Origin of the sequence: Streptomyces sp. f51 (assembly GCF_037940415.1) — a bacterium.
Lineage (GTDB): Bacteria > Actinomycetota > Actinomycetes > Streptomycetales > Streptomycetaceae > Streptomyces.
Map to the genome: position 1 here is coordinate 1,363,971 of NZ_CP149798.1, position 23,083 is coordinate 1,387,053.

At 73.4% G+C, this 23,083-nt stretch carries 24 protein-coding genes; 9 read left to right on the plus strand and 15 right to left on the minus strand.

Features of this window, described 5'->3' with window-relative positions; genetic code table 11:
- Positions 1–22: 22 nt before the first annotated feature.
- Both WJM95_RS06105 and WJM95_RS06110 read right to left on the minus strand, forming a co-directional pair.
- Complete coding sequence (locus WJM95_RS06105; protein ID WP_339128452.1) at positions 23–1,303, minus strand: ABC transporter substrate-binding protein; 1,281 nt, start codon at positions 1,301–1,303, stop codon at positions 23–25.
- Positions 1,304–1,309: 6 nt separating this feature from the next.
- Complete coding sequence (locus tag WJM95_RS06110; protein WP_339128453.1) at positions 1,310–1,846, minus strand: hypothetical protein; 537 nt, start codon at positions 1,844–1,846, stop codon at positions 1,310–1,312.
- A gap of 122 nt (positions 1,847–1,968) precedes the next feature.
- On the opposite strand from WJM95_RS06110, the gene WJM95_RS06115 reads away from it, so the two are divergent.
- The 3 genes from WJM95_RS06115 to WJM95_RS06125 are packed head-to-tail and all read left to right on the plus strand — an operon-like array spanning position 1,969 to position 6,046.
- The gene (locus WJM95_RS06115) at positions 1,969–2,466 is read left to right on the plus strand and encodes a hypothetical protein (protein ID WP_339128454.1); all 498 of its coding nucleotides are present in this window, start codon (positions 1,969–1,971) and stop codon (positions 2,464–2,466) included.
- Entirely contained in the window at positions 2,466–5,321 is a 2,856-nt protein-coding gene (locus WJM95_RS06120; protein ID WP_339128455.1) for an ATP-binding cassette domain-containing protein, read from the plus strand. The genes WJM95_RS06115 and WJM95_RS06120 overlap by 1 nt, the downstream gene beginning before the upstream one ends.
- Positions 5,318–6,046 (plus strand): ATP-binding cassette domain-containing protein, encoded by a 729-nt coding sequence (locus tag WJM95_RS06125; protein WP_339128456.1) that lies wholly within the window; start codon positions 5,318–5,320, stop codon positions 6,044–6,046. Before WJM95_RS06120 ends, WJM95_RS06125 begins: the two co-directional genes overlap by 4 nt.
- On the opposite strand, the gene WJM95_RS06130 is transcribed toward WJM95_RS06125, so the two are convergent.
- Together WJM95_RS06130 and WJM95_RS06135 are read right to left on the minus strand one after the other, a co-directional pair.
- Positions 5,934–6,623 (minus strand): transglycosylase family protein, encoded by a 690-nt coding sequence (locus tag WJM95_RS06130; protein ID WP_339135378.1) that lies wholly within the window; start codon positions 6,621–6,623, stop codon positions 5,934–5,936. The two genes, WJM95_RS06125 and WJM95_RS06130, sit on opposite strands and share 113 nt — an antisense overlap.
- A 128-nt stretch (positions 6,624–6,751) precedes the next feature.
- Positions 6,752–7,444 (minus strand): transglycosylase family protein, encoded by a 693-nt coding sequence (locus WJM95_RS06135; protein WP_339128457.1) that lies wholly within the window; start codon positions 7,442–7,444, stop codon positions 6,752–6,754.
- A 535-nt stretch (positions 7,445–7,979) separates the two neighbouring features.
- Between WJM95_RS06135 and WJM95_RS06140 the strand changes: the two genes are divergently transcribed.
- Entirely contained in the window at positions 7,980–8,753 is a 774-nt protein-coding gene (locus WJM95_RS06140) for a hypothetical protein (protein ID WP_339128458.1), read from the plus strand.
- A gap of 550 nt (positions 8,754–9,303) precedes the next feature.
- Complete coding sequence (locus WJM95_RS06145; RefSeq protein WP_339128459.1) at positions 9,304–9,648, plus strand: hypothetical protein; 345 nt, start codon at positions 9,304–9,306, stop codon at positions 9,646–9,648.
- Positions 9,649–9,727: 79 nt separating this feature from the next.
- Here the strand turns inward: WJM95_RS06145 and der are convergent, their stop codons facing one another.
- The 5 genes from der to aroH all read right to left on the minus strand — a co-directional run bounded on the left by der (position 9,728) and on the right by aroH (position 14,269).
- Positions 9,728–11,206: a ribosome biogenesis GTPase Der gene (der, locus tag WJM95_RS06150; RefSeq protein WP_339128461.1), complete on the minus strand. Its 1,479-nt coding sequence runs from the start codon at positions 11,204–11,206 to the stop codon at positions 9,728–9,730.
- A 76-nt stretch (positions 11,207–11,282) separates the two neighbouring features.
- Complete coding sequence (locus WJM95_RS06155) at positions 11,283–11,900, minus strand: lysophospholipid acyltransferase family protein (protein ID WP_339135380.1); 618 nt, start codon at positions 11,898–11,900, stop codon at positions 11,283–11,285.
- Between the two features lie 53 nt (positions 11,901–11,953).
- Positions 11,954–12,649 (minus strand): (d)CMP kinase, encoded by a 696-nt coding sequence (gene cmk, locus WJM95_RS06160; protein ID WP_339128462.1) that lies wholly within the window; start codon positions 12,647–12,649, stop codon positions 11,954–11,956.
- Positions 12,650–12,824: 175 nt separating this feature from the next.
- A complete protein-coding gene (locus WJM95_RS06165) occupies positions 12,825–13,910 on the minus strand; it encodes a prephenate dehydrogenase (protein WP_339128463.1) in 1,086 nt (361 codons plus the stop codon).
- The gene (aroH, locus tag WJM95_RS06170) at positions 13,907–14,269 is read right to left on the minus strand and encodes a chorismate mutase (protein ID WP_339128464.1); all 363 of its coding nucleotides are present in this window, start codon (positions 14,267–14,269) and stop codon (positions 13,907–13,909) included. The genes WJM95_RS06165 and aroH overlap by 4 nt, the downstream gene beginning before the upstream one ends.
- A gap of 266 nt (positions 14,270–14,535) precedes the next feature.
- On the opposite strand from aroH, the gene WJM95_RS06175 reads away from it, so the two are divergent.
- The 4 genes from WJM95_RS06175 to WJM95_RS06190 are packed head-to-tail and all read left to right on the plus strand — an operon-like array spanning position 14,536 to position 17,033.
- Entirely contained in the window at positions 14,536–15,213 is a 678-nt protein-coding gene (locus WJM95_RS06175) for a hypothetical protein (protein WP_339128465.1), read from the plus strand.
- A gap of 24 nt (positions 15,214–15,237) precedes the next feature.
- A complete protein-coding gene (locus tag WJM95_RS06180) occupies positions 15,238–15,822 on the plus strand; it encodes a DUF6529 family protein (protein ID WP_339128467.1) in 585 nt (194 codons plus the stop codon).
- On the plus strand, positions 15,819–16,229 hold the full coding sequence (locus WJM95_RS06185; protein WP_339128468.1) for a Rieske (2Fe-2S) protein: 411 nt from the start codon (positions 15,819–15,821) through the stop codon (positions 16,227–16,229). Before WJM95_RS06180 ends, WJM95_RS06185 begins: the two co-directional genes overlap by 4 nt.
- A gap of 21 nt (positions 16,230–16,250) precedes the next feature.
- A complete protein-coding gene (locus tag WJM95_RS06190) occupies positions 16,251–17,033 on the plus strand; it encodes a nucleotidyltransferase domain-containing protein (protein ID WP_339128469.1) in 783 nt (260 codons plus the stop codon).
- On the opposite strand, the gene WJM95_RS06195 is transcribed toward WJM95_RS06190, so the two are convergent.
- The 6 genes from WJM95_RS06195 to WJM95_RS06220 all read right to left on the minus strand — a co-directional run bounded on the left by WJM95_RS06195 (position 17,030) and on the right by WJM95_RS06220 (position 23,068).
- Positions 17,030–17,827, minus strand: coding sequence for a nucleotidyltransferase domain-containing protein (locus WJM95_RS06195; RefSeq protein WP_339128470.1), 798 nt, complete (start codon positions 17,825–17,827; stop codon positions 17,030–17,032). The two genes, WJM95_RS06190 and WJM95_RS06195, sit on opposite strands and share 4 nt — an antisense overlap.
- Before the next feature lie 3 nt (positions 17,828–17,830).
- Positions 17,831–18,853 carry an ADP-ribosylglycohydrolase family protein gene (locus WJM95_RS06200; protein ID WP_339128472.1) on the minus strand — a complete coding sequence of 341 codons (1,023 nt, stop codon included), beginning with the start codon at positions 18,851–18,853 and terminating at the stop codon, positions 17,831–17,833.
- An 11-nt stretch (positions 18,854–18,864) separates the two neighbouring features.
- Complete coding sequence (locus WJM95_RS06205; protein ID WP_339128474.1) at positions 18,865–19,608, minus strand: NUDIX domain-containing protein; 744 nt, start codon at positions 19,606–19,608, stop codon at positions 18,865–18,867.
- A 174-nt stretch (positions 19,609–19,782) separates the two neighbouring features.
- Positions 19,783–21,021, minus strand: coding sequence for a pseudouridine synthase (locus WJM95_RS06210; RefSeq protein ID WP_339128475.1), 1,239 nt, complete (start codon positions 21,019–21,021; stop codon positions 19,783–19,785).
- Positions 21,021–21,677: an SMC-Scp complex subunit ScpB gene (gene scpB / locus WJM95_RS06215; RefSeq protein ID WP_339128476.1), complete on the minus strand. Its 657-nt coding sequence runs from the start codon at positions 21,675–21,677 to the stop codon at positions 21,021–21,023. The genes WJM95_RS06210 and scpB overlap by 1 nt, the downstream gene beginning before the upstream one ends.
- On the minus strand, positions 21,674–23,068 hold the full coding sequence (locus tag WJM95_RS06220) for a segregation/condensation protein A (protein WP_339128477.1): 1,395 nt from the start codon (positions 23,066–23,068) through the stop codon (positions 21,674–21,676). The genes scpB and WJM95_RS06220 overlap by 4 nt, the downstream gene beginning before the upstream one ends.
- Positions 23,069–23,083: the final 15 nt, after the last annotated feature.

Here is a 23,083-nt window from a genome sequence, read left to right on the forward strand (position 1 = left end):
CCTGTCCGCGAGGGGACGTTCCTCAGGGGCGGTAGGCGATCTGCGGTACGTCGAAGCAGTTCGTGTTCATGTCGCCCTGGGTGACCCAGCCCCTGCCGTCGCGCCAGCGGGCCACCGACAGACAGGTCCGGCGCGTCTTCGGCGGCTCGGGCAGCCGCTCGTAGGTGACGGGGAGCAGCAGCCCGCCCGCGGTGTAGGGCCTGCCCCGGTTCATGAACGCGTCGACGCAGGCCCGCGTGACGCCCGACGGAGGGCAGGACTTCGCCGCGTCCGTGAACCACCGTGCCGCGGCCCATCCCTCCAGCTGCCACTGGGAGTGGACCGGCAGCCCCTTGGTCGCGTCGCGGAACTCCCGTACGGCGGGGTCGCCGACGTCCTCGTAGTTGCGGCCGGCCCCCGTGGCCCACAGCGCGTTGCGGCAGCGCGGCGCGTCCTTGTAGTCCCCGGGCCCGGTGGAGGTCCAGTTCTGGACGTTGGTGACCTTGGCGATGACACGGGCGCCGACGCCGTCCATGGCCTTGCAGAGCTGGGCGTTGCCGTGGGTGTCCAGGGCGTCGAAGACGAGGTCGGCGCCCTGGGCCTTGAGGTCGGCCGCGGCGGCGCGGAAGTCGGGCAGCGCGAAGTCGACCTGTTCGGTGACGACCCGGTAGCCCTCGGTCCTGAGCCCCTGGGTGACCAGCCGGGCGTAGGCGGCGGAGGCGGACTGGTTGTAGGAGACTACGGCGGCGGTGCGGGCGCCGTGGACGCGCTTGAAGTAGCGGTAGACCTCGGTGCCGCCGTAGAGCTCGCCGTTCCAGCCGGGCGTGCCCCGGCGCGGTGCGAGGCTGCCGTAGATCCCGTACAGGTGCGGGTAGGTGTCGTAGGCGGCGCCGATGGGCTGGCCGCCGATGTCGGGCACTCCCGCTCGGGACACCTGGGGGGCGCCCGCGTAGTCGAGGGCGGTGGTGGCGACGAGTGCGACGACCTTGTCCTCGTCGATCAGCCGGTGCACGCACGCGCTGTCGCCGACACCGCTGCCGCCGTCGTCGCAGACCCGCACCTCGACGGGCCGGCCGCCGATGCCGCCGTGGGCGTCGAGCCGGTCGAAGAAGGCTTTCGCCCCGTCGCGCGGTCCGGTGAAGGCGGCGGCGCCGACGGGGCTGGTGGCACTGCTGATGATGCCGACCCGGATCGGCTCGGCGGACCGCGCGGGCGTGGGTGTGGCCCGGTTCTCGAAGTCGCTCTCGGGGAGCCGGCTGCCGCAGGCCGTGCCGAGCAGGAGCAGCAGGCCCGCGACGGCGGCACCGGTCGCCGTGTGCCGCACCGCGGGTCAGCAGCCCGGGACGGGGCTCGACGACCCGTTGCCGCTCAGCTGGACCAGCGCGCAGAGCGTGTTGACGGAGACCTTCCAGGTGCCGTTCTGCTCGACGGCGGTGCCGGAGGCGTTCGGCAGGGCGGTCGCGCCCTTCAGGGTCAGCGTGTAGGTCACGTTCGCCTCGGTCGGGGAGGTGAACTCGACCTTGTTCACCGTGGCCTTCACCTGCTGCCCGCGCTGGTCGCCGTTGAAGCCCTGGAGCACCGGGGCCATCCGGTCGCCGTTCTCCAGGACGGCCTGCTTCTCCTTGGCGGAGACGGCAGGGTCGAAGAACTTCTCCCAGTTCTGCTGGATCTCCTTCCGGGCCGCGGCCGGATCGGCCGGAGCCGTGGCGGAGGGCAGGCTGGTGGACTGCTGCGCCGAGGGTGTGGACGACGCGGAACTCCCGCCGCCGTTGTCCGCGCAGGCCGTGAGGGCGGCGGCGAGGACCAGGACCGCCGCACCCGCCATCGCCCTGACGTTCCCCCGCCTGAGGTCGCTCCCGAGAACCATCTGGCTCACCACCGGGTGTCGGTCCGGGCCGAATGCGCCCGTCGCTTTCAGGGTCGGCTTCCAGGGGGCATAGTGCAAGCCATCGGCTGACTTGGACAGATACCCGACGTGTGGGAGTCCGGATGCGGACAGCTCGACCGCGCAGCGTGCACCCCTTCCTGTGGGCCGGCTGGGCCGCCCTGGCCGCCGGAGCGGTGTTGTGCGTGATCGGCTGGTACGGCGTCTCGGGCGAGCGGTACGCGGAGCGCCAGCTGCCCTACCTCGCCTCCTGCACGGTGCCCGGTGCCGCGCTGATCGTCGCCGGCGCGGTGCTGCTGGCCCACGGCAGGAACGCCTCGGCGGCGGCCCGTGTCGAGGAGCTGTACGGGCTGCTGGTGGCCGCCGGGGCCGAGGACGCCGGGGAACCGGGGCCGGCGGCCACCGCGCCCGTGGCCGTCAGCGGCGATCTGCTCATGGTGCCGGGCGGCACCCTGTACCACCGCGCGGACTGCCCGCTGGTGGCGGGGAAGCCGGAGGCCGTGCCGGCCGACTCCCGTGTCCTGGCGAGCGGGGACCTGGGGCCGTGCCCGATCTGCGAACCCGACACCGAGGACGGCCCCTCCGCCGGTCCGGACGACTGATGTCCTCGCTGACGTACGACCTCACCCTCGCCGGTCTCTCGGTCGGCGCCGCCGCGGCGCTCACCGGCATCGGGCTGATCGTCACCTACCGGGCCACCGGGGTCCTCAACTTCGCGCACGGCGCGATCGCGATGGTGTGCGCGTATCTGCTGCGCCAGTTCACCGTCGGATGGGGCTGGCCGCTCGCGCCGGCCGCCGCGGTGACGCTGCTCGTGGTGGCCCCGGCCATCGGGACGGCCCTGGAGCGCTTCGTGTTCCGGCCGCTGTCCCTGCGCGGCGGCGACCCGGCGCAGACCCTGGTCGCGAGCATCGGCGTCTTCGTCCTGTTGGTGGGCGGCGCCGCGCTCGTGTGGGGCACCGGGGCCAGGGCGGACGCGCCGACGCTGGTGTCGGCCGATCCGTGGGGGCAGCTCGCGGTGGCCGTCGCGCTGGCCGCGGGCGTGGGCGCGGTGACCCGCTGGACCCGCTTCGGCACGGAGTCGCGGGCCGTCGTCGACGACCGCCCCCTCGCGGTGCTCGGCGGTGTCGACGCCGACCGGGTGGCCGCCGCGGGCTGGGCCTTCGGCTCGTTCACCGCGGGCCTGACGGGCGTGCTCCTCGCTCCGTACGTGCGGCTCGACCCGTACGGTCTGCCGCTGCTGGTGATCGAGGTGATGGCGGTCGCGGTGGCGGCCCGGATGCGCAGTCTGCCCGTCGCCGTCCTGGTCGCGCTCGGCATCGGTGTCGCCCAGAGCCAGCTGACCCGGCTGCACCCCACCGGCTGGGCGGAGCCGCTGCTGGAGGCGGTCGGCGCCAACCTGTTCGTGGTCGCGCTCCTCGTCGCCGCGCTCGTGCTGCCCGGCATCGGCGGCCGTGACGCGCTCCCGCGTCCGGCGGCGGCCCGGGTGCCGGCACCGCCCGGGACCCGGGTGGTCGCCGTCGTGCTGTTCCTGCTCCCCCTGGGGTTCGCGGGCTCGGACCTGTCCACGTCGGTGCAGGTGCCCGCGCTGGGGGTCGTCCTGCTGTCGCTCGTCGTGGTCACCGGCCGGGGCGGCCAGATCTCGCTGGGGCAGGCCGCGTACGCCGGTCTGGGCGCGCTGTTCACGGCGCTGCTGGCCGCGGGGCGGTTCCCGGGGCTGCCGCGGCTGCCCGAGCTGGCGGCGCTGGCGGTGGCGGTGCTGCTGGTGGCCCCGCTGGGTCTGCTGACCGGGTGGCCGGCCATCGAACGGCACGGACTGGCGCTCGCGGTGGCCACCTTCGCGGTGGGCGTGGGCGTCAGCCGGTTCGTCTTCGAGCAGCCGTACGCGGTGGCGGGACTGACCCTGGACCGCCCGGCCGGGTTCGGCGGCGACCGCGCGTACTACGCGCTCGAACTCGTGCTGCTCGCGGCTGCCCTGCTCGCCGCGCACACGCTGCGCCGGGGCCGGACGGGCCGGGCCCTGGCCGCCATGCGGGACCACGAGGCGGGCGCCTCGGCCGCGGGCGTCCGTGTCCCGGCCCTGAAACTGACGGCGTTCGTCGTGGGGGCCGCGCTGGCCGCCCTGGGCGGCGGCATGCTCGGCATGGGCCTGCGCGCCTTCGACGCCACCGAGTACGACCCGGTGCGCAGTCTCCTGTGGTTCGCGGCGGTCGTCGTGCTGGGCGCCGACAGCGTTCTCGGCGCGCTGGTCGCCGCCGCTCTGCTGGTCGGGCTCGACGCGGGAGCCCGTGGCGGGGTGGCCGCGGCCCTGATCGGACTCCTCGCCGTCCTCGTCGGCCGCTTCCCCGAGGGCCCGTACGAGGCACTGCGCACCACGCTGTCCCACCTGCGCCCCACCCACCACGCGACCCTGACCCCCCTGGGCGTCCGCACCCGCACCCGCCTGCGCGCGGCGGCGGCACCATGGGCGGGGTCCGGCGTCGGAAGGACCCCGGTCACCGGCACCGGGGCGGGAGCGCGGGGGGCCGGCGGGTCCGCCAGGGGCGGCGCGGGAGGCGCGCCACGGGCAGGGGCGCGGGGGGCGAGTGGTGGAACCGTCCGTGACGCCGGCGGGGCCGCGCAGCCGCCGGACGCGACGCCGGCGGCCGGCCCCGGACAGGGCGCCTGGCCCGGCCCGGTGCCCGTCGCGTCCGGCGGGCCGGGGACCACCGCGCCCGGTGCCGGGGCGGGAGCGCGGGTGGGTGGGCCCGGGCGCGTCGGCGGCCTGGGCGCCCGGCCGTTGGAGGGTCGGGGGCTGCGGGTCGAGCACGGGGGGTTCACCGCTCTGGACGGGGTGACGCTCGACGTCCCTGTGGGGCGGGTCACCGCGGTCGTGGGACCCAACGGGGCCGGCAAGAGCACCCTCTTCCACTGTCTCGCGGGCACACTGCGCCCCTCGGGCGGACAGGTGCTGCTGGGAGGGCGGGACATCACCCGGCTGGCCGCGCACGCGCGGACGCGGCTGGGGATCGCACGGACCTTCCAGGAGCTGGCGGTCTTCCCGTCGCTGACCGTGGCGGAGAACGTGCGCGTGGGCGCGGAACAGGGCCGGATCACCGATCCCGGGGCGGCGGAGCGGGCGTTGCGGCTGCTCGGCCTCGACGGACCGGTGCGATCGCTGCCCGCGGCCGGGCTGCCGACCGGGACGCTGCGGCGGGTCGAGCTGGCCCGGGCACTCGCCGGAAGCCCCCGCGTCCTGCTGCTCGACGAGCCCGCGGCCGGTCTCGACACCGGCGAGGTGGCGGCACTGGCCCGGGTGCTGCGGGCGCTGGCCGCTGACGGCACGGCCCTCCTGGTCGTCGAGCACGACCTCGATCTGGTGGCCGGCCTGGCCCACACCGTCCATGTCATGGCGGCCGGGCGGATCGTCGCCTCGGGTCCCGCCGACCGCGTACTGGACACGAGGACCGGCGCATGAGCATCGCCCTGCGCGACGCACGCGTGCGCTACGGCCCCCTGGAGGCCCTGCACGGCGTGAGCCTGGTCGCGCCGGGCCCCGGACTCACCGTGCTGCTGGGCCGCAACGGCTCCGGCCGTACGACGGTGCTGCGCGCCCTCGCCGGAACCGTGCCGCTGTCGGCCGGTGCCGTCGTCTGGGACGGCGCCGAGGTGACGCGGCTGCCCGCGTTCGAGCGGGCCGGGCGCGGGCTGTGCCTCGTCCCCGACCGCCGGGCCGTGTTCGGCTCACTGACCGTCCGCGAGAACCTGGAACTGGGAGCGGCACGCCTCCCGGCCGCCCTGGACGCCTACCCGTCCCTGGAACCGCTCCTGCCCCGCCGGGCGGGCACCCTCTCCGGCGGGGAACAGCGCGTGCTGGCCCTGGCCCGCGCCCTGTCCTCCCGGGCCCGCGTACTGCTCGTCGACGAACCGGCGCAGGGCATGTCGCCGGCGGTCGCGGCCAGGACCTACGCGCTCCTGGGCGCCCTCGACGCGTGTGTGGTGGTCGCCGAGCAACGGCTGCCGCCGGCGCTGCGCGGACTGCCGGGCCGGACGACGTACGTCCATGAACTGCGCCGCGGCGCGGTCGTGTTCAGCGGAGAAGGCCGGGAAACAGCGGTACGGAGCGGCGCGCGGCCGGATCCAGCGGCGGGCCGAACAGCGCGGGGGCTCCGGTACGGGAGGCGCCCGCCGCCTTCGGGATGACGAGCTTGAGGCCCTTGACCAGTCGGCCCGGGCTGCTGCCGATCTTCTTCCTGTTGACGTTGTAGAGCGTCTGCCAGCCGCCCTTCACCCGGTACTTGCGGGCGATCGAGGCGAGCGTCTCGCCGGTCTTCACCACGTGGAAGGGACCCTGGAGTCCGTACGACCTGGAGCAGTCGGGCCAGGCCCCCCAGCCCTGGTCGGCCAGCACCTTCTCGGCGACCTTGATCTGCTGGGCGCGGGTGGCGAGATCGGCGCGGGGGGCGTAGGCGAGCCCTCCGTACCGGATCCAGGTGGGCTGCCAGAACTGGAGTCCCCCGTAGTAGCCGTTGCCGGTGTTGGCGTGCCAGCGGCCGCTGCTCTCGCACTGGGCCAGACAGGTCCAGGGCCACTCGTCGTTCGCGCAGTCGTAGGCTCCCCGGAGCGCGCCCGGACCGGGAAGCGGGGGCGGGGCCGCGGCCTCCGCGGTGCGGGGAACGAGGGCGGCCAGTACGGCGGCGAGGACGGCCGCGTACCGCACACGTCCGCTCGACGGCCGGGACACGGTGGGTGTGGCCGGCGGGGTACGCCGGGACGGCATGAGTGGCATCGGGCCACGCTAAGCAGCGCGTCCGGCCCGCCCGCCCAGCCCGCGCCCGGCACGCCCGGGGCCCCACCCGGTCGGACGACCGGATGGGGCCTCGCGCCCGGGACGAGGGGGAGCGTGGCTCAGATGTCGAGCCGCTGCCCGGGCACGATCAGGTCGGGATCACCGCCGATCACGGACGTGTTGGCGGCGTAGATCTTCCGCCAGGTGGTCCCGTGCCGCGCGGCGATGACACTCAGGGTGTCGCCTTCGCGGACGGTGTAGTCGCCGCGGGACGCGCCGCGGTTCACGTGGCCCGGCGCCCGGGACGGCGTCTTTGCCGCTTCCCGCTTCGCCGGGACGGACGTCCGGGCCGGCTTCGAGGCCGCCTCGGCGCTCGAGGACCCCGTCGACCGCCCGGACCCCGAGGAGCCGGGTGCCTTCCCGTAGGCCCCGGCGCGGGCCGAGCAGGTGGGCCATGCGCCCCATCCCTGCGCGCTCTGGACCTTGTTGGCGACGGCTATCTGCCCGCTCCTCGACGCCTTGTCGGCGGTCGGCGCGTACGCCGTGCCGCCGTAGGCGCGCCAGGTGCCGGCGGAGAACTGGAGTCCCCCGTAGTAGCCGTTGCCGGTGTTGATGTGCCAGTTGCCGCCGCTCTCGCACTGGGCGATGCGGTCCCACACCCCACTGTCGGCCGCGGCGGCGTCACCGGTCGCGGCGAGCAGTCCGAGCGGGGCGAGCAGTGCCGCCCCGGCGAGGACCGCCGTCGTCCGTGTCCTGTTCGCCGTACGAGCCTTCCGGCCGTTCCCGTGGGTGCTGTCGGCACATGCGGACATGTATTTCCCTCTCGAAACACCCGGGGTCCCCCAGGAAGGGGCGCGATGGCCTGCGCGTAGGACGCGGCCGTCGCGCTCCGACCCGTCCACCGGCGGCCTGCTGTGATCCCGGAAAGGATCGGCCGGCGGACGTACCCGAGCGGTGCTCGTTGCACACGGCGGAGGAATCTATGGAGCGAGGCGCCCCGATATCAACCAACTCCTTGTCATTCGAGGCCAGTTAACGGTTACCGTAGGGAACATCGATTTTCGGCCACCCATTTCATTGGGTGATTTCCGGATTTGTCGACCCTCGCCCGTTGCGATCTGTGACTCACTTCACCCGGTCAACTTCCTCCGGCCTTCCGGAAGTTGACTGGGAGTAACCAATTCCGGGGGCGCCTTCACCCTGGGCGTCGGATGGTTCGATTCCGTTCGCTCTCGGGCGTGACTCCGGCCACAGATCACCCGTTGACATCTTCAAGAGCCGGGAACCCCCGGTTCATGGGCCGGGAGCCACCCGGCACCGCCACGCACCGCATCCCGAGGAGCCACCGTGCCGCGCATGCTCGACGTCAGCGACGACGTACGCGCCGAGATCGGCGACGAAGAAGCCGACCGGCTGCTCGCCGGAGAGAACGCCCCCGGCAGTTACGACTGCACGTCGTGCCGCACCCCGGGCGACTCGGAACAGGAGCGCACCAGCACCGTCCTGTTCATCGGCGACGAGACCGCCGTCCTCGCCTTCGCCCACGCCACCTGCCTTCCCTCGCAGGTCGTGCAGGTCACCGAGGAACAACTCCAGGGCGCCGTCCGCTCGATCCACCCCGACGGAGCGCCCGCCGACCCCGTTCCCGAGCAGGCCGTGCTCGGGGTCACCAGCGGACTCGTCCTGATCAACGGCGAGTTGCACCCGGCGCTCGTCGTCGAGCCGACCGGTCCGATCGTGCGACCGGGCTCGACCGACATCGGCGACGACTTCCTGCCCCTGCTGATCGAACAGGGCTTCATGCCCGCGACCGAGCTGAACTCGGTGCCGCCGGTCCTGCACGGCTGGTCCGTCCTGCTCGCGGCGGGCCAGCTGCACGCCGTGCTCCAGCCGGGCACCGGCGGCGGCTCGCCCGTCGCCTGGTGGCAGGCCCACCAGGCGCTCCAGGTCACCGACAGCTGGCGTGCCGCCGCGAACAAGCTCCAGCAGGTGCTCCTGTTCGCGGCGCCGGTCGGCTCGATCGGCCGTCAGCCGCGGGAGGACCTGCTGCGCGACGCGCTCGACAAGGCGGCCGCCAACGGCCAGCTGGTCGCGGCGGCGATGCCCCTCGCCGGCACGTGAAGACGTCCCGCCGGGCCGGGGCCCGGCGGGAATCACGATGAACCGGAGGCCGGCTGAGCCGCGGAGGGTGTGAGGGCACGGCGGCGCCCGGTTCGCCGCGGCGCGGTAGCGCGTGGCCGGTCAGGCGGGCGTGGTCCGGCACGGCGCGGTAGCGCGTGGTCTGACGCGGCGCGGGAGGCGCGTGGTCCGGCGCGGCGCGGATGCATGTGGTCCGGCGCGGCGCAGTAGCGCGTGGACGGCGCGGCGCGGCGGTGCTTCGGGGCGGCGCGGAAGCGTGTGTGCGGCGGTGCTTCGGGGCATGGCGGAGAGCCGCGGGCAGCCCGGTCGGCGTCCGCCGCTCAAGGGTGCCCGTACGGCGTCCCGCGCCCCCACGCGCGCCGCTCACTCCTCACGGACCGCGAAATGACCTTTCCGGCCGCATCCGTTGGGCGGCGGGGTCGTTGGCACGTACGTGCACACCTACGACGTCCCCGGCCACCGGCCCTTCCAGCCGGTCCCTGCCTCTGGCTCCTCCCACCGTCCGAGCAGAGAGGTGACGGCGTCGCGGCCGGTGCATGACCCTCATCATCAGGGCGGCTCATCGGCCACACCGATCTACGACGCGCTCTACGCCGAGTGGATCAGAGCGTTCAGGACGCTGCCCGGTGACCGGCACGGTGAGGAGAACCTGGAGTTCAAGGCCTTCGGGATCCTCGGACGGGGCTCCAACTCGTTCAGCTCCTCGGGCACCTACAGCTCGTACAGCGCGGGAGCGCAGACGACCCGGCAGATCGCCGCGCAGCACGGGCACACCACCACGACGACGGCCGTCTGGCAGCCGGGAGCGCGCCAGCACGGCTCCGGGATGCACCACATCCCGGCCGCGCTGCCGCCCGCCCCGCGCAGGGGTCTTTGAGCGGCGGGTCCGTGAGCGGTCATACATGAGGGGCGGCTCCCCAGGGGGGGAGCCGCCCCTCACGCTTCGCCCGTGGGCGTCACTTCTTCTTGTTCGTACCGCGCTTCTCGCGCACCCGCACCGAGATGTGGATCGGGGTGCCCTCGAAGCCGAACTCCTCGCGCAGCCGGCGCTCGATGAAGCGGCGGTAGCCGTGCTCGATGAACCCGGAGGCGAAGAGCACGAACCGCGGGGGCTTGGTGCCCGCCTGGGTCCCGAACAGGATGCGGGGCTGCTTGCCGCCGCGGACCGGGTGCGGGTGGGCGGCGACCAGCTCACCGAGGAAGGCGTTCAGACGGCCGGTCGGAACGCGGGTCTCCCAGCCGGCCAGGGCCGTCTCGATCGCCGGGACGAGCTTCTCCATGTGACGGCCGGTACGGGCCGAGACGTTCACCCGGGGCGCCCAGGCCACCTGGGCGAGCTCGGTCTCGATCTCCCGCTCCAGGTAGTAGCGGCGCTCCTCGTCGAGGGTGTCCCACTTGTTGAAGGCGAGGACGATGGCGCGGCCCGCGTCGACGGCCATGGTGACGATGCGCTGGTCCTGCACCGAGATGGTCTCGGACGCGTCGATCAGGATGACCGCGACCTCGGCCTTCTCGACGGCGGCGGCCGTGCGCAGCGAGGCGTAGTAGTCCGCGCCCTGCTGGAGGTGGACGCGCTTGCGGATGCCCGCCGTGTCGACGAACTTCCAGGTGACGCCGCCGAGTTCGATGAGCTCGTCGACCGGGTCGCGGGTGGTGCCCGCGATCTCGTTGACGACCACGCGGTCCTCGTTGGCGACCTTGTTCAGCAGGGAGGACTTGCCGACGTTCGGGCGGCCGATGAGGGCGATGCGGCGGGGGCCGCCGACCGCGGTGCCGAAGGACTGCGCCGGGGCCTCGGGCAGCGCCTCCAGGACGGCGTCGAGCATGTCGCCGGTGCCGCGGCCGTGCAGCGCGGAGACCGGGTGCGGCTCGCCGAGGCCGAGGGCCCACAGGTACGAGGCGTCGGACTCGCCGCTCATGCCGTCGACCTTGTTGGCACACAGGACGACGGGCTTGCCGGCCTTGCGCAGAAGGCGTACGACGGCCTCGTCGGTGTCGGTCGCGCCGACCTTGGCGTCGACGACGAAGACGACCGCGTCGGCGGCCTCGATCGCGTACTCGGCCTGGGCGGCGACGGACGCGTCGATGCCGAGGACGTCCTGCTCCCAGCCGCCGGTGTCGACGAGCTTGAAGCGGCGGCCCGCCCACTCGGCCTCGTAGGTGACGCGGTCGCGGGTGACGCCCGGCTTGTCCTCGACGACCGCCTCGCGGCGGCCGATGATGCGGTTCACCAGGGTCGACTTGCCGACGTTCGGGCGGCCGACGACGGCGAGGACGGGCAGCGGGCCGTGGCCCGCCTCCTCGATCGCGCCCTCGACGTCCTCGACGTCGAAGCCCTCTTCCGCGGCGAGCTCCATGAACTCCGCGTACTCGGCATCGCCAAGCGCCCCGTGCTCGTGTTCCGCCGAGCCGTCGGGCTGGATGTGGTCGTTCATGAAGTCCGTACCTCGTCGTTCATCGTGGTGATCGGTGGACCACCCGTTAACGGGGTGATCCACTACTAAGTGTCGCCTAACGCCCGGCGGGGCGCCCGGCGTTTTCCCGGCGTCCGGTCAGATGTCTGGCGTTGTCCAGGTGGGCGCTGAGCTGTTTCTGGATGCGGCCGGTGGCCTCGTCCAGCGCCTGTCGCGTGCGCCGGCCGCTGCCGTCGCCCGCTTCGAAGGGGTCTCCGAAGACGACGTCGACCCTGCTGCGCAGCGGGGGCAGCGCCTTCGTCAGCCGGCTGGTGCGCTCGGTGCTTCCCAGCACCGCGACCGGGACGATCGGCGCTCCGCTGCGTACAGCGAAGTAGGCGAGACCGGCCCGCAGCGAGGCGAAGTCGCCCTCGCCCCGGGTGCCCTCGGGGAAGATCCCGAGGACTCCGCCGTCCGCCAGGACGCCGAGGGCGTCGGTGATGGCGGCGCGGTCGGCGATCTCGCGGTCGACCTTCAGCTGGCCGATGCCCAGCAGGAACGGGTCGAGCGGGCCGACGAACGCCTCCTTCTTGATCAGGAAGTGCGTCGGCCTGGGCGCGACGCCCATGACCATCGGTCCGTCGATGTTGTGCGCGTGGTTCACGGCCAGGATCGCGGGACCGGTCGCCGGGACCTTCCAGGCGCCGAGCACGCGCGGCTTCCACAGCCCGTACATCAGGCCGACGCCGATGCGGCGACCGACCTCGGCGCGTCTCGCGGAGGGTGCGCTCACGCGGCGGCCCGCTTCTCCTCGACGAGGGTGACGACACACTCGATGACCTGCTGGAGCGTGAGGTCGGAGGTGTCCACCTCGACCGCGTCGTCCGCCTTGGCGAGGGGGGAGGTCTTCCGGCTGGAGTCGGCCGCGTCGCGCTTGACCAGCGCCTCGCGCGTCGCGTCGATGTCCGCGCCCTTCAGCTCACCGCTGCGCCGGGCGGCACGCGCCTCGGGGGAGGCGGTGAGGAAGATCTTCAGGTCGGCGTCGGGCAGCACGGTGGTGCCGATGTCCCGGCCCTCGACGACGATGCCGGCCGCCGCGGACCCGGCGAGGGCGCGCTGGAGCTCGGTGATGCGGGCGCGCACCTCCGGGACGGCGCTGACCGCGCTGACCTTGGAGGTGACCTCCTGCGTGCGGATGGGTCCGGCGACGTCGGTCCCGTCGACCGTGATGGTCGGCTCGGCCGGGTCGGTACCGGAGATGATCTCCGGCTTGCCGGCGGCGGCGGCGATCGCGGAGGGGTCCGTGATGTCGATGTCGTTGCTGACCATCCACCACGTGATCGCGCGGTACTGGGCCCCGGTGTCCAGGTAGCTCAGACCCAGCTTCGCGGCCACGGCCTTCGAGGTGCTCGACTTGCCCGTGCCGGAGGGGCCGTCGATGGCGACAATCACAGCCGGAGCGGTACGGGCGGCGCCGTTTTCCACGGTGGGAACACCTTCCTGGTGCGGGGTGGAGGTCTCTGCGGGGCGCGAGCGCGCCCCGCACAAGGTTACCGGCCCCGCGGACCCCGTATTACTGGCCCTTCCCGGCGGCCCTCCCGGGGGCGGTGCGGCGGCCCTTCGCGGCGGCGGTGGCGGCCGCCGCGCCCCCGCGCCGGTCTCACTGGCGCAGGGCCCAGCCCCGCTCCCGCAGGGCCGCGCCGAGCACCGGCACCGCCTTGGGCTCCACCATCAGCTGCACGAGGCCGGCCTGCTGACCGGTCGCGTGCTCGATGCGTACGTCCTCGATGTTGACCCCGGCCATCCCCGCGTCGGCGAAGATGCGGGCGAGCTGTCCCGGCTGGTCGTCGATGAGGACGGCCACGACCTCGTAGACGCGCGGCGCGGAGCCGTGCTTGCCGGGGACGCGGACCTGGCCCGCGTTGCCGCGCCGCAGGACGTCCTCGATCCCGCCGGCGCCCTCGCGGCGCTTGGCCTCGTCCGAGGACTGGAGGGCGCGCAGGGCCTGGACCGTCTCGTCCAGGTCGGCGGAGACGTCCGCGAGGAGGTCCGCGACGGGGCCCGGGTTCGCGGAGAGGATGTCGATCCACATCCGGGGGTCGGAGGCCGCGATCCGCGTCACGTCGCGGATGCCCTGCCCGCACAGGCGTACCGCCGTCTCCTCCGCGTGCTCCAGGCGCGCGGCGACCATGCTGGACACCAGGTGCGGCATGTGGGAGACGAGCGCCACGGCGCGGTCGTGGGCGTCCGCGTCCATGACGACGGGCACGGCACGGCAGTGCGAGACCAGTTCCAGGGCGAGGTTCAGGACCTCGGTGTCCGTGTCCCGGGTCGGGGTGAGCACCCAGGGCCGGCCCTCGAAGAGGTCGCCGCTCGCGGCCAGCGGACCCGACTTCTCGCGGCCCGACATGGGGTGCGTGCCGATGTACGCGGTGAGGTCGAGGCCGAGCGCCTCCAGCTCGCGGCGGGGACCGCCCTTGACGCTGGCGACGTCCAGGTAGCCGCGGGCGAGGCCGCGGCGCATGGCGTCCGCGAGGGTGGCGGCCACGTGCGCCGGCGGTGCGGCGACGATCGCGAGGTCGACCGGACCCTCGGGCGTCTCGTCCGTGCCGGCGCCGAGCGCCGCCGCCGTACGGGCCTGCTCCGGGTCGTGGTCGGCGAGGTGGACGACGACGCCGCGGGCGGCGAGCGCGAGGGCCGCGGACGTGCCGATCAGCCCGGTTCCGATGACGAGGGCGGTCCTCACTGGGCGATGTCCTTCCGCAGCGCGCCCGCGGCGCCCAGGTAGACGTGCACGACGTCGGCGCGCGGCCGGTCGGACTCGATGTGCGCGAGGACGCGGACGACCCGGGGCATCGCGCCGTCGATGTCCAGCTCCTGCGCGCAGATCAGCGGGACGTCGACGATGCCGAGCTTGCGCGCCGCCGCGGCCGGGAAGTCGCTGTGCAGATCGGGCGTCGCCGTGAACCAGATGCTGATCAGGTCGTCCGTGGTGAGCGCGTTGCGCTCCAGGATGGCGGTGAGCAGCTCGCTGACCTGCTCGTCCATGTGCCCGGCCTCGTCCCGTTCCAGTTGGACGGCGCCCCGGACCGCTCGTACCGCCACGGTGATGCTCCTCGCTGATCTGTGCCGATCGGTGTGCGTGTCGTGTCACACCAGCGTAGTCAGCCCTCCGGGCGCGGGTGCGCGGCGCCCGCCTGACGAGACGGGCACCGGGCGCCCGTCGCGGCCCGCACCGGCCGCCCGGCCGTGTCGATGTCACCCGAATCGCCCCATTCCTTCACCTCGGGCGCGAACGCGCCCGTGCGCCTCTGGACGCGGGCGCGCCCGTCCGCTCTCATGGCAGGAGACCCGCCCCGGGGGAGGACCGGATGAAGCGACCAGGACCCCTGCTGACGCTCCTCGCGGGGCTCGTGCTCGGTGTGATCCTGCTGACGCTCGACGTGACGACGGGGGCGAAGGGGACGTCGAACCCGTACCGGCCGGCGTCGCCCGGCGTCTCGGTGTCGGCCACCGCCCCGGCCGCTTCCGCCTCTCCCCCGGTGAGCCCGCCGCCGAGCCCCTCGCCGTCCCGCACCGCCGTCGCCAACGGCGACTACGCGGGCCGCACCGACGACGACACCTCCGCCGTCGCCGTCTCCCTGCGCGGCGGCAGGGCGATCGCGTACTTCTGCGACGGCCACGACAAGGAGTCCTGGCTGAAGGGCGACGTCGCGCAGGACGGCAGCATGAAGCTCACCGGCGGCAACGGCGACGAGCTGAACGGAACCCTCCGGGGCCACGAGCTGATCCGCGGCACCGCCGACGTCGGCGGGCAGCGGTACGCCTTCACGGCGGACCGGGCCGTTCGGCCCTCCGGCCTGTACCGGGCGACGGCCACCGTGCGCGGCGCGAAGGTCGACGGCGGCTGGATCGTGCTGCCCGGCGGGAAGCAGGTCGGCGTCGTGGAGCGCGACGGCACGCCCTCGGCGGCACCGGAGATCGACCCGGAGACCGGCGCCGTGACGATCGACGGCCAGAAGATCACCGCCCGTCCTGTCACCCCCTGACCTCCTCTGCCACAGGAGCCGTTCATGACCGTGGACCCGAACGCCGCCACCCAGGGCTTCCCTCCCCCGCCCCCCGGCCACGACCGTCCCGGCGCGGCGCGCTATCTGGTCCCGGCCCTGGTCGCCGCGGCCGTCGCGGTCGGCCTCGGCGTCTACGGCAAGGTCCACGACCCCACGGGCACGGCCTTCGACCTCGCCGGGTTCAGCAGTACCGGTGCCGTGAAGTCCTGGCTGGCGACGACGGCGTTCTTCTTCGCGCTCGTCCAGCTCGTCTCGGCGCTGATGATGTACGGAAAGCTGCCGGGCCCGGGATGGTCGGCGGCACTGCACCGGTGGTCGGGGCGCATCGCGTTCCTGGTGACGGTGCCCGTCGCGGTGCACTGCCTGTACGCGTTGGGCTATCAGACGTACAGCACCCGGGTCATGTGGCACTCGCTCCTGGGGTGCTTCTTCTTCGGTGCCTTCAGTGCCAAGATGCTGCTGCTCCGCTCGGAGCGCCTGCCCGGCTGGCTGCTGCCGGTCATCGGCGGCCTCGTCTTCGCCGTGCTCACCGCCATCTGGCTGACCTCCGCCTTCTGGTTCTTCCGTACGTTCGGAGTGACGACATGACCAACCCCTCGACGCGGCGCACGGTGATCCTCGCCACGGGGGCGTCCGCGCTGCTCGCCGGGTGCAGCCAGTACGGCAGCGGCGGCGACTCCTCCAGCGCGTCCCCCAACACCTCGGGCGGCGGGGAACTCGCCACGACGGGCGACATCCCGGTCGGCGGCGGCACGGTCTTCACCGACCGCAAGATCGTGGTCACCCAGCCGACGAAGGGCGACTTCAAGGCCTTCTCGGCGATCTGCACGCATCTGGGGTGCCTGGTGAACAAGGTGGCGGACGGGACCATCGACTGCCCGTGCCACGGGAGCAGGTTCAGCGTCGAGGACGGTGCGGTCAAGGCCGGTCCCGCGCCGCGCCCGCTGCCCGCGGAGAAGATCACGGTGGAGGGAAACTCGATCCGCCTGGCGTGAACGGGCCCGTACGCTCCGGACATGAGCTCCGAGTCCCCGGCACCCCTGGCATCGCAGGCACCTGGAACACCCCGGACGCCTCCCGCCCCCTCGCCGGCCCCGGCGGCCGGGCTCTCCCTGGTGCGGGACCACACGGTCTACTCCTGTGTGATGGGCTCACGCGCGTTCGGCCTGGCCACGGACGACAGCGACACCGACCTCCGGGGCGTCTTCCTCGCCCCGACCGCGCTGTTCTGGCGGTTCGAGAAACCGCCGACGCACGTCGAGGGCCCGGCGCCGGAGCAGTTCAGCTGGGAACTGGAGCGGTTCTGCGCCCTCGCGCTGCGCGCCAACCCGAACATCCTGGAGTGCCTGCACTCCCCGCTCGTCGAGTACGCCGACGACACCGGCCGCCAACTCCTCGCCCTGCGCGGGGCGTTCCTCTCCCGCCAGGCGCACGAGACCTTCACCCGCTACGCCCTGGGCCAGCGCAGGAAGCTGGAGGCCGACGTCCGCTCGCACGGCGCGCCGCGCTGGAAGCACGCCATGCATCTGCTGCGCCTGCTGACGAGTGCGCGCGATCTGCTGCGCACCGGGTCCCTGACGATCGACGTCACGGACCGGCGCGAGCCGCTGCTCGCGGTGAAGCGGGGCGAGGTGCCCTGGCCCGAGGTCGAACGCCGGATGGTCCGGCTCGCGGCCGAGAGCGACGAGGCCGCCCACCGCAGCCCGCTCCCGCCCGAGCCGGACCACGCTCGCGTGCAGGACTTCCTGATCCGGGTCCGCCGCGCCTCGGCGCTCCAGGACCCCGCCGGGGACGGCTAGGACGCCGTCCGCTCCCCCGACGCCGTCCAGGACCCCGTGATTCCGTCCAGGCGGGCCCTGACGACGAAGGCGTCCAGGGCGTCGTACGCGGAGGGGGCGTCCGGGAGCGTCGAGGCGTCCTGCGCCTCGTCGAGGAGGACGTGCAGCCGCTCCACGTCCTCCTCCACGCGCGCGTGCGGGACGTCGGCGGCCCCGTGCTCGCGCTCCGCCTTCGCGGCGATCAGGTCCGGGAGGTACGCGGGGGACGCGATCTGCCCGGCCAGCGTGGGCAGATCGGCCTGCACCTCGCCGCTGCGCATGAGGTGGATGCCGGTGAGCAGCACCCTGAACGTGTAGAGCAGCGGCTTGAGTTCGCCGCTCTTCTCGAAGAGCCGCCACTGCGTGGCCGCGAACCCGCGGTAGTGGTGGGCGTGATGGCGGGTGACGACCCCGGGGGCGAGCGAGATCAGCTCACGGTGTCCGTCGCCGCTGTGCACGACCAGCGGCGACAGCAGCTGCTCCAGGACGTAGCCGTTGCGGCGCAGCATCAGCCGGACGAACTTGCGCAGGTCGTGGGTGACCAGGTCCATCTCGGTCCCGTCCCGCACCCACATCCTCGACCGGGTCTCCTCCGGCTCGCGCAGCCCCACCAGATCGGCCGTCGGCAGCACGTGGACACCGCGCAGGTCGACATCGGAGTCGCGCGAGGGGAAGCCGTACAGGTGCGCCCCGGAGACGGTGGCGAAGAGCACGGGGTCGGGCTGTTCGCGCACCACGCTCGCGAGGTCGGCGCCGATGCCGGGGACGTCTGTCATGGATCAAGCATCCCAGAGGGCCCCCAGCGCCATGAGGTCGCTGTGGTACTCGATGCGGTCGGCCCACTCGGCCGGCCAGACGTCCGAGCCGTGGTGGGCGCCCGCGAAGGCGCCGGTCAGGCAGGCGATGGAGTCGGAGTCGCCCGAGGTGCAGGCGGCCCGGCGCAGCGCGGTCAGGGGTTCGTCGGCGAACATCAGGAAGCACAGCAGGCCGGTGGCGAACGCCTCTTCGGCGATCCAGCCCTCGCCGGTGGCCAGACAGGGGTCGGCCTCGGGCGAGGCCGTGCGCACGGCCAGACGGAGGTTCTCCAGGACCGCGATGCACTCGTCCCAGCCGCGCGCTATGTACTGCTCGGGTGTGGCGTCGTGGCAGAAGGTCCACAGGTCGCCGAGCCAGCGGGAGTGGTAGCGGTGCCGGTTCTCGTGCGCGTACGAGAGCAGCAGGCCGATCAGCTCGGCCGGCCGTGTGCCCTGGGAGAGCAGTCGCACGGTGTGGGCGGTGAGGTCGGAGGCGGCGAGCGCGGTGGGGTGGCCGTGGGTGAGCGCGGCCTGCAACTGGGCGGCGCCCGCGCGCTGTTCGTCGCTGAGTCCGCCGACCAGTCCGACGGGCGCCACGCGCATGTTGGCGCCGCAGCCCTTGGAACCGGTCTGGCTGGCCTCCTGCCAGCGGCGCTTCTCGTCCTTGAGAAGCTCGCAGGCGACCAGGCAGGTGCGGCCGGGGGCCCGGTTGTTCTCGGGCGACTGGTACCAGTTCACGAACTCCTCGCGCACCGGCCGTTCCATCCGCAGCGGGCCGAGCAGTCCGCGGTCCATGGCGGTGCGCAGTCCGTGGGCCAGCGCCAGGGTCATCTGGGTGTCGTCGGTGACGATCGCGGGGCGGGGCAGCGCCATCTGCGGCCAGGGGCCGCACTTGTCGAGGATGGCGGGCACGGTGCTGAACTCGGTGGGGAACCCGAGCGCGTCGCCGAGGGCCAGGCCGATGAGGGCGCCGGTGGCCGCGCGTTTGGTGAGGGTCGTGCTGGTCATCGGGGCCGTCCTTACGAGGTGGGACGCAGCAGGGGTGGGTGCAGTACCTTGGCGCCGCCCGCGCGGTAGAGGGCGGCGGGTTTGCCGCGGCCGCCGGTGAGGCGCGCGGCGCCGGGGACCTGTTCGACGAATCCGGGCGTCGCGAGGACCTTGCGGCGGAAGTTGGGCCGGTCGAGGACGGTGCCCCACACCGTCTCGTAGACGTGCTGGAGCTCTCCGAGGGTGAACTCGGGCGGGCAGAAGGACGTGGCGAGACAGGAGTACTCGAGCTTGGCGCCCACGCGGTCGTGGGCGTCGGCGAGGATCCGGTCGTGGTCGAAGGCGAGCGGGCCGAGGTCGTCGAACGGCAGCCACAGGGCCCGCGCCGCGTCGCCGCCGCCGTGCGGTTCGGGAGGGTCGGGCAGCAGCGCGGCGAAGGCGACGGAGACGACCCGCATACGGGGGTCGCGGCCGGGTTCGCTGTAGGTGCGCAGCTGCTCCAGGTGGAGGCCCGTCAGGTCCGACAGGCCGGTCTCCTCGGCGAGTTCACGCCGGGCCGCCTCCTCGGCGGACTCGCGGGGCAGGACGAAGCCGCCGGGCAGGGCCCAGCTGCCGGCGTAGGGCTCCGTGCCCCGCTCGACGAGCAGGACCTGGAGGGCGCCCGCGCGCACGGTCAGGACGGCCAGGTCGACGGTGACGGCGAAGGGCTCGAAGGCGTATTTGTCGTAGCCCTCGGGTGCCGCGCCCCCGGGCGTGCGGCTCTCCCCTGTCTCCACCCCGCACCTCTCCCTTTATGGTCAACCTGACCATGGTCACTACGACTATAAAGGGAGCGGTGGGTGTCAACAAGGTTCTCGGTCAGGGAAGTTGCGACTCCTTGGGCCGAGGCGGAAACACGGCGGCCGGTCCCGGAGAAACTCCGGGACCGGCCGTCGTACGAGCGGGAGGGATCAGAGACCGACCTCGGCCATGAGCATGCCGACCTCGGTGTTCGACAGACGGCGCAGCCAGCCCGACTTCTGGTCGCCCAGGGTGATCGGGCCGAACGCGACGCGCACCAGCTTGTCGACCGGGAAGCCGGCCTCGGCGAGCATGCGGCGCACGATGTGCTTGCGGCCCTCGTGCAGGGTCACCTCGACGAGGTAGTTCTTGCCGGTCTGCTCGACGACCCGGAAGTGGTCCGCCTTCGCGTAACCGTCCTCCAGCTGGATGCCGTCCTTGAGCCGCTTGCCCAGGTCGCGCGGGATCGGGCCCACGATGTGCGCGAGGTAGACCTTCTTCACGCCGTACTTGGGGTGGGTCAGCCGGTGCGCCAGCTCGCCGTGGTTGGTGAGCAGGATGACACCCTCGGTCTCGGTGTCGAGCCGGCCCACGTGGAAGAGCCGCGTCTCGCGGTTCGTCACGTAGTCGCCGAGGCACTGGCGGCCCTCGTTGTCCTCCATGGTGGAGACGACACCGGCCGGCTTGTTCAGCGAGAAGAACTGGTACGACTGCGTGGCGACGGTCAGGCCGTCGACCTTGATCTCGTCCTTGTCCGTGTCGACCCGGAGACCCTGCTCCAGCACGATCTGGCCGTTGACCTCGACCCTGGCCTGGTCGACCAGCTCCTCGCAGGCACGCCGCGAGCCGTAGCCGGCGCGCGCGAGCACCTTCTGAAGGCGCTCGCCCTCCTCCTCGGCGCCCGGGAAGGTCTTGGGCAGCTTGATCTCCGGCTTGCCCGCGTACCGGTCGCGGTTGCGCTCCTCGGCCCGCGTCTCGTACTCGCGCGAGCGGGCGGGCTCGGTGCGGCCGCCGCGCTGCTGGCCCTGCTTGGGGCCGCCCTTGGCACCACCGCGCGCCGAGGCGCCGCGCCCGGACTTCGGGCCTTCGTGCGAGCCCCCGGGGCCTACGTCGTAGCGACGCTCCTCGGGACGGGGCTTGCTGGGACGCTTCGGCTGGTCGTCACGCCCCGCCGCCGAACTCCTCGGCTGGAAGCCGCCGCCGCCCGTACCGCGGGAGCCGCCGCCGCTTCCGCCGCGCGAACCGCCGCCGCTTCCGCCGCGGGAGCCGCCACCGCTTCCGCCGCGCGAGCCACCGCCCCCGCCGGCCCCGCGGGGCGCGCCGCTGCCACGCGAACCGCCACTCCCGCCGGTTCCGCGCGGGTTGCCGCGCCCGCTGTTCCTGCCACTGCCGCTGCCACTGCTTCGCATCAAAGTTCCGTCGTCGTCGTGTCGTCTGCGTCTGCATCCGGTGCGTCCGGATCGAACGACGGGACCCCTTCCAGCGTCTCTGCCTCGATCGCGTCCGCCTCGGGGAGGAAGGGCGCGAGCTCCGGGAGCTCGTCCAGACCACGCAGGCCCATTCGCTCCAGGAAGTAGTTCGTCGTCGTGTACAGGATCGCACCTGTTTCGGGTTCCGTGCCCGCCTCCTCCACCAGACCGCGCTGGAGGAGGGTGCGCATCACGCCGTCGCAGTTGACTCCGCGGACCGCCGAGACCCTCGACCGGCTGACCGGCTGGCGGTACGCGACGACCGCGAGCGTCTCAAGGGCCGCCTGGGTGAGCCGGGCGTGCTGACCGTCCAGGACGAAGCGTTCGACGGCGCTCGCGTAGGCGGGACGCGAGTAGAAACGCCAGCCGCCCGCGATCAGTCTGAGTTCGAATCCGCGGCCCTGGACGGTGTACTCGTCGGCGAGGGCGCGCAGCGCGTCCGCGACCTGCCGCCTGGGCCGCTCCAGGATCCTGGCGAGGTGTTCCTCGGTGGCCGGCTCGTCCACGATCATGAGGACGGCCTCCAGGGCGGCCCCGAGATCGAGGTCCGCGACGGCGGGCGGCCCCGCGGGGGCGCCGGTGGTCTCCTCGCTCACGACTTCTCCTTCTCGGTGCCGTCCCTCTCGGTGCCGCTCTTGCCGGTGCCGGCCTTCTCGGTGCCGGCCTTCCCGGTGCCACGGCGCGTCTCGTCCTTCGCCGCTTCCGCCGGCCGGTCGAACTCGTCGGTCACCCGAGGCGTCCCCTCGCCCTCACCGCCCGTCCAGCGCACCAGGAGGTCCCCGAGGGCCTCCTCCTGGTCGAGCGCGACGGCCTTCTCCCGGTAGAGCTCCAGCAGGGCCAGGAAGCGGGCGACCACGGTGAGGGTGTCGTCGGTGTCCTCGACGAGCGAGCGGAAGCTGGCCTCGCCGAGTTCCCGCAGCCGTGCCACCACGATCCCGGCCTGTTCCTGCACGCTGACGAGCGGCGCGTGGATGTGGTCGACGTACACCTGGGGCTTGGGCCGGGGCTGCATGGCCTTCACGGCGAGCTTCGCGAAGCCCTCGGGGCCGATGCTGATGACCACCTCGGGCAGCAGCTCGGCGTACTGCGCCTCCAGGCCGACGGTACGGGGGTAGCGGCGGGCCTCCTCCTCCAGGCGCGCGTTGAAGATGTCCGCGATCTGTTTGTACGCGCGGTACTGGAGCAGCCGCGCGAACAGCAGGTCGCGTGCCTCCAGCAGGGCCAGGTCGCCCTCGTCCTCGACCTCGGCGGAGGGCAGCAGCCGGGCAGCCTTCAGATCGAGCAGCGTCGCCGCGACGACGAGGAACTCGGTCGTCTGGTCCAGGTCCCAGTCGGGGCCCATCGCCCGGATGTGCGCCATGAACTCGTCGGTGACCTTGGACAGCGCCACTTCGGTGACATCGAGCTTGTGCTTGGAGATCAGCTGGAGCAGCAGGTCGAAGGGTCCCTCGAAGTTCGAGAGGCGCACCTTGAAGACACCGTCCCCCGAGCCGGCGGGGGGCGCCTCGGGATCGGGGGGCGGGGCCGTGGAGGTCTCAGGGGCGCCCTGGGGCGCCTCGGGGCGCTCGACCGGCCCATCGGGGCGCGCGGGTGCCGCGAAGCCCTCCACGGGCGCCTCGGGCGCCTCGGCGGGGGTCTTCGGGTGATCGGCGGTCCGTACGGCGCCGGTGTCGGACGCAGGGGACACCTCGGACGGCTCGGCACCCCCGGGTGTCTCGGTCGGCTCCGGACGCCCGGGCGCCCCGGTCGGCGCCGCGGGCACGGATTCCCCGGACAGCTCCGCCGTCGCCGGTTCCGCGGAATGTTCCGCCGTCACCGGGTCCCCGTACGGGTCCGCGGTCTCGGGCGGCTCGGACGGGTCCGCGGTCTCGGACGGCTCCGCGGTCTCGGGTGGCTCGGGAGGCGCCGGTGGCGTTCCCGGGCCGCGCCCCAGCGCACGCCGACGACCGCCGGAGGCGGCTGACGGGGGCGGGACGTTCGAGGTCATAGCCGTCGAAGGCTA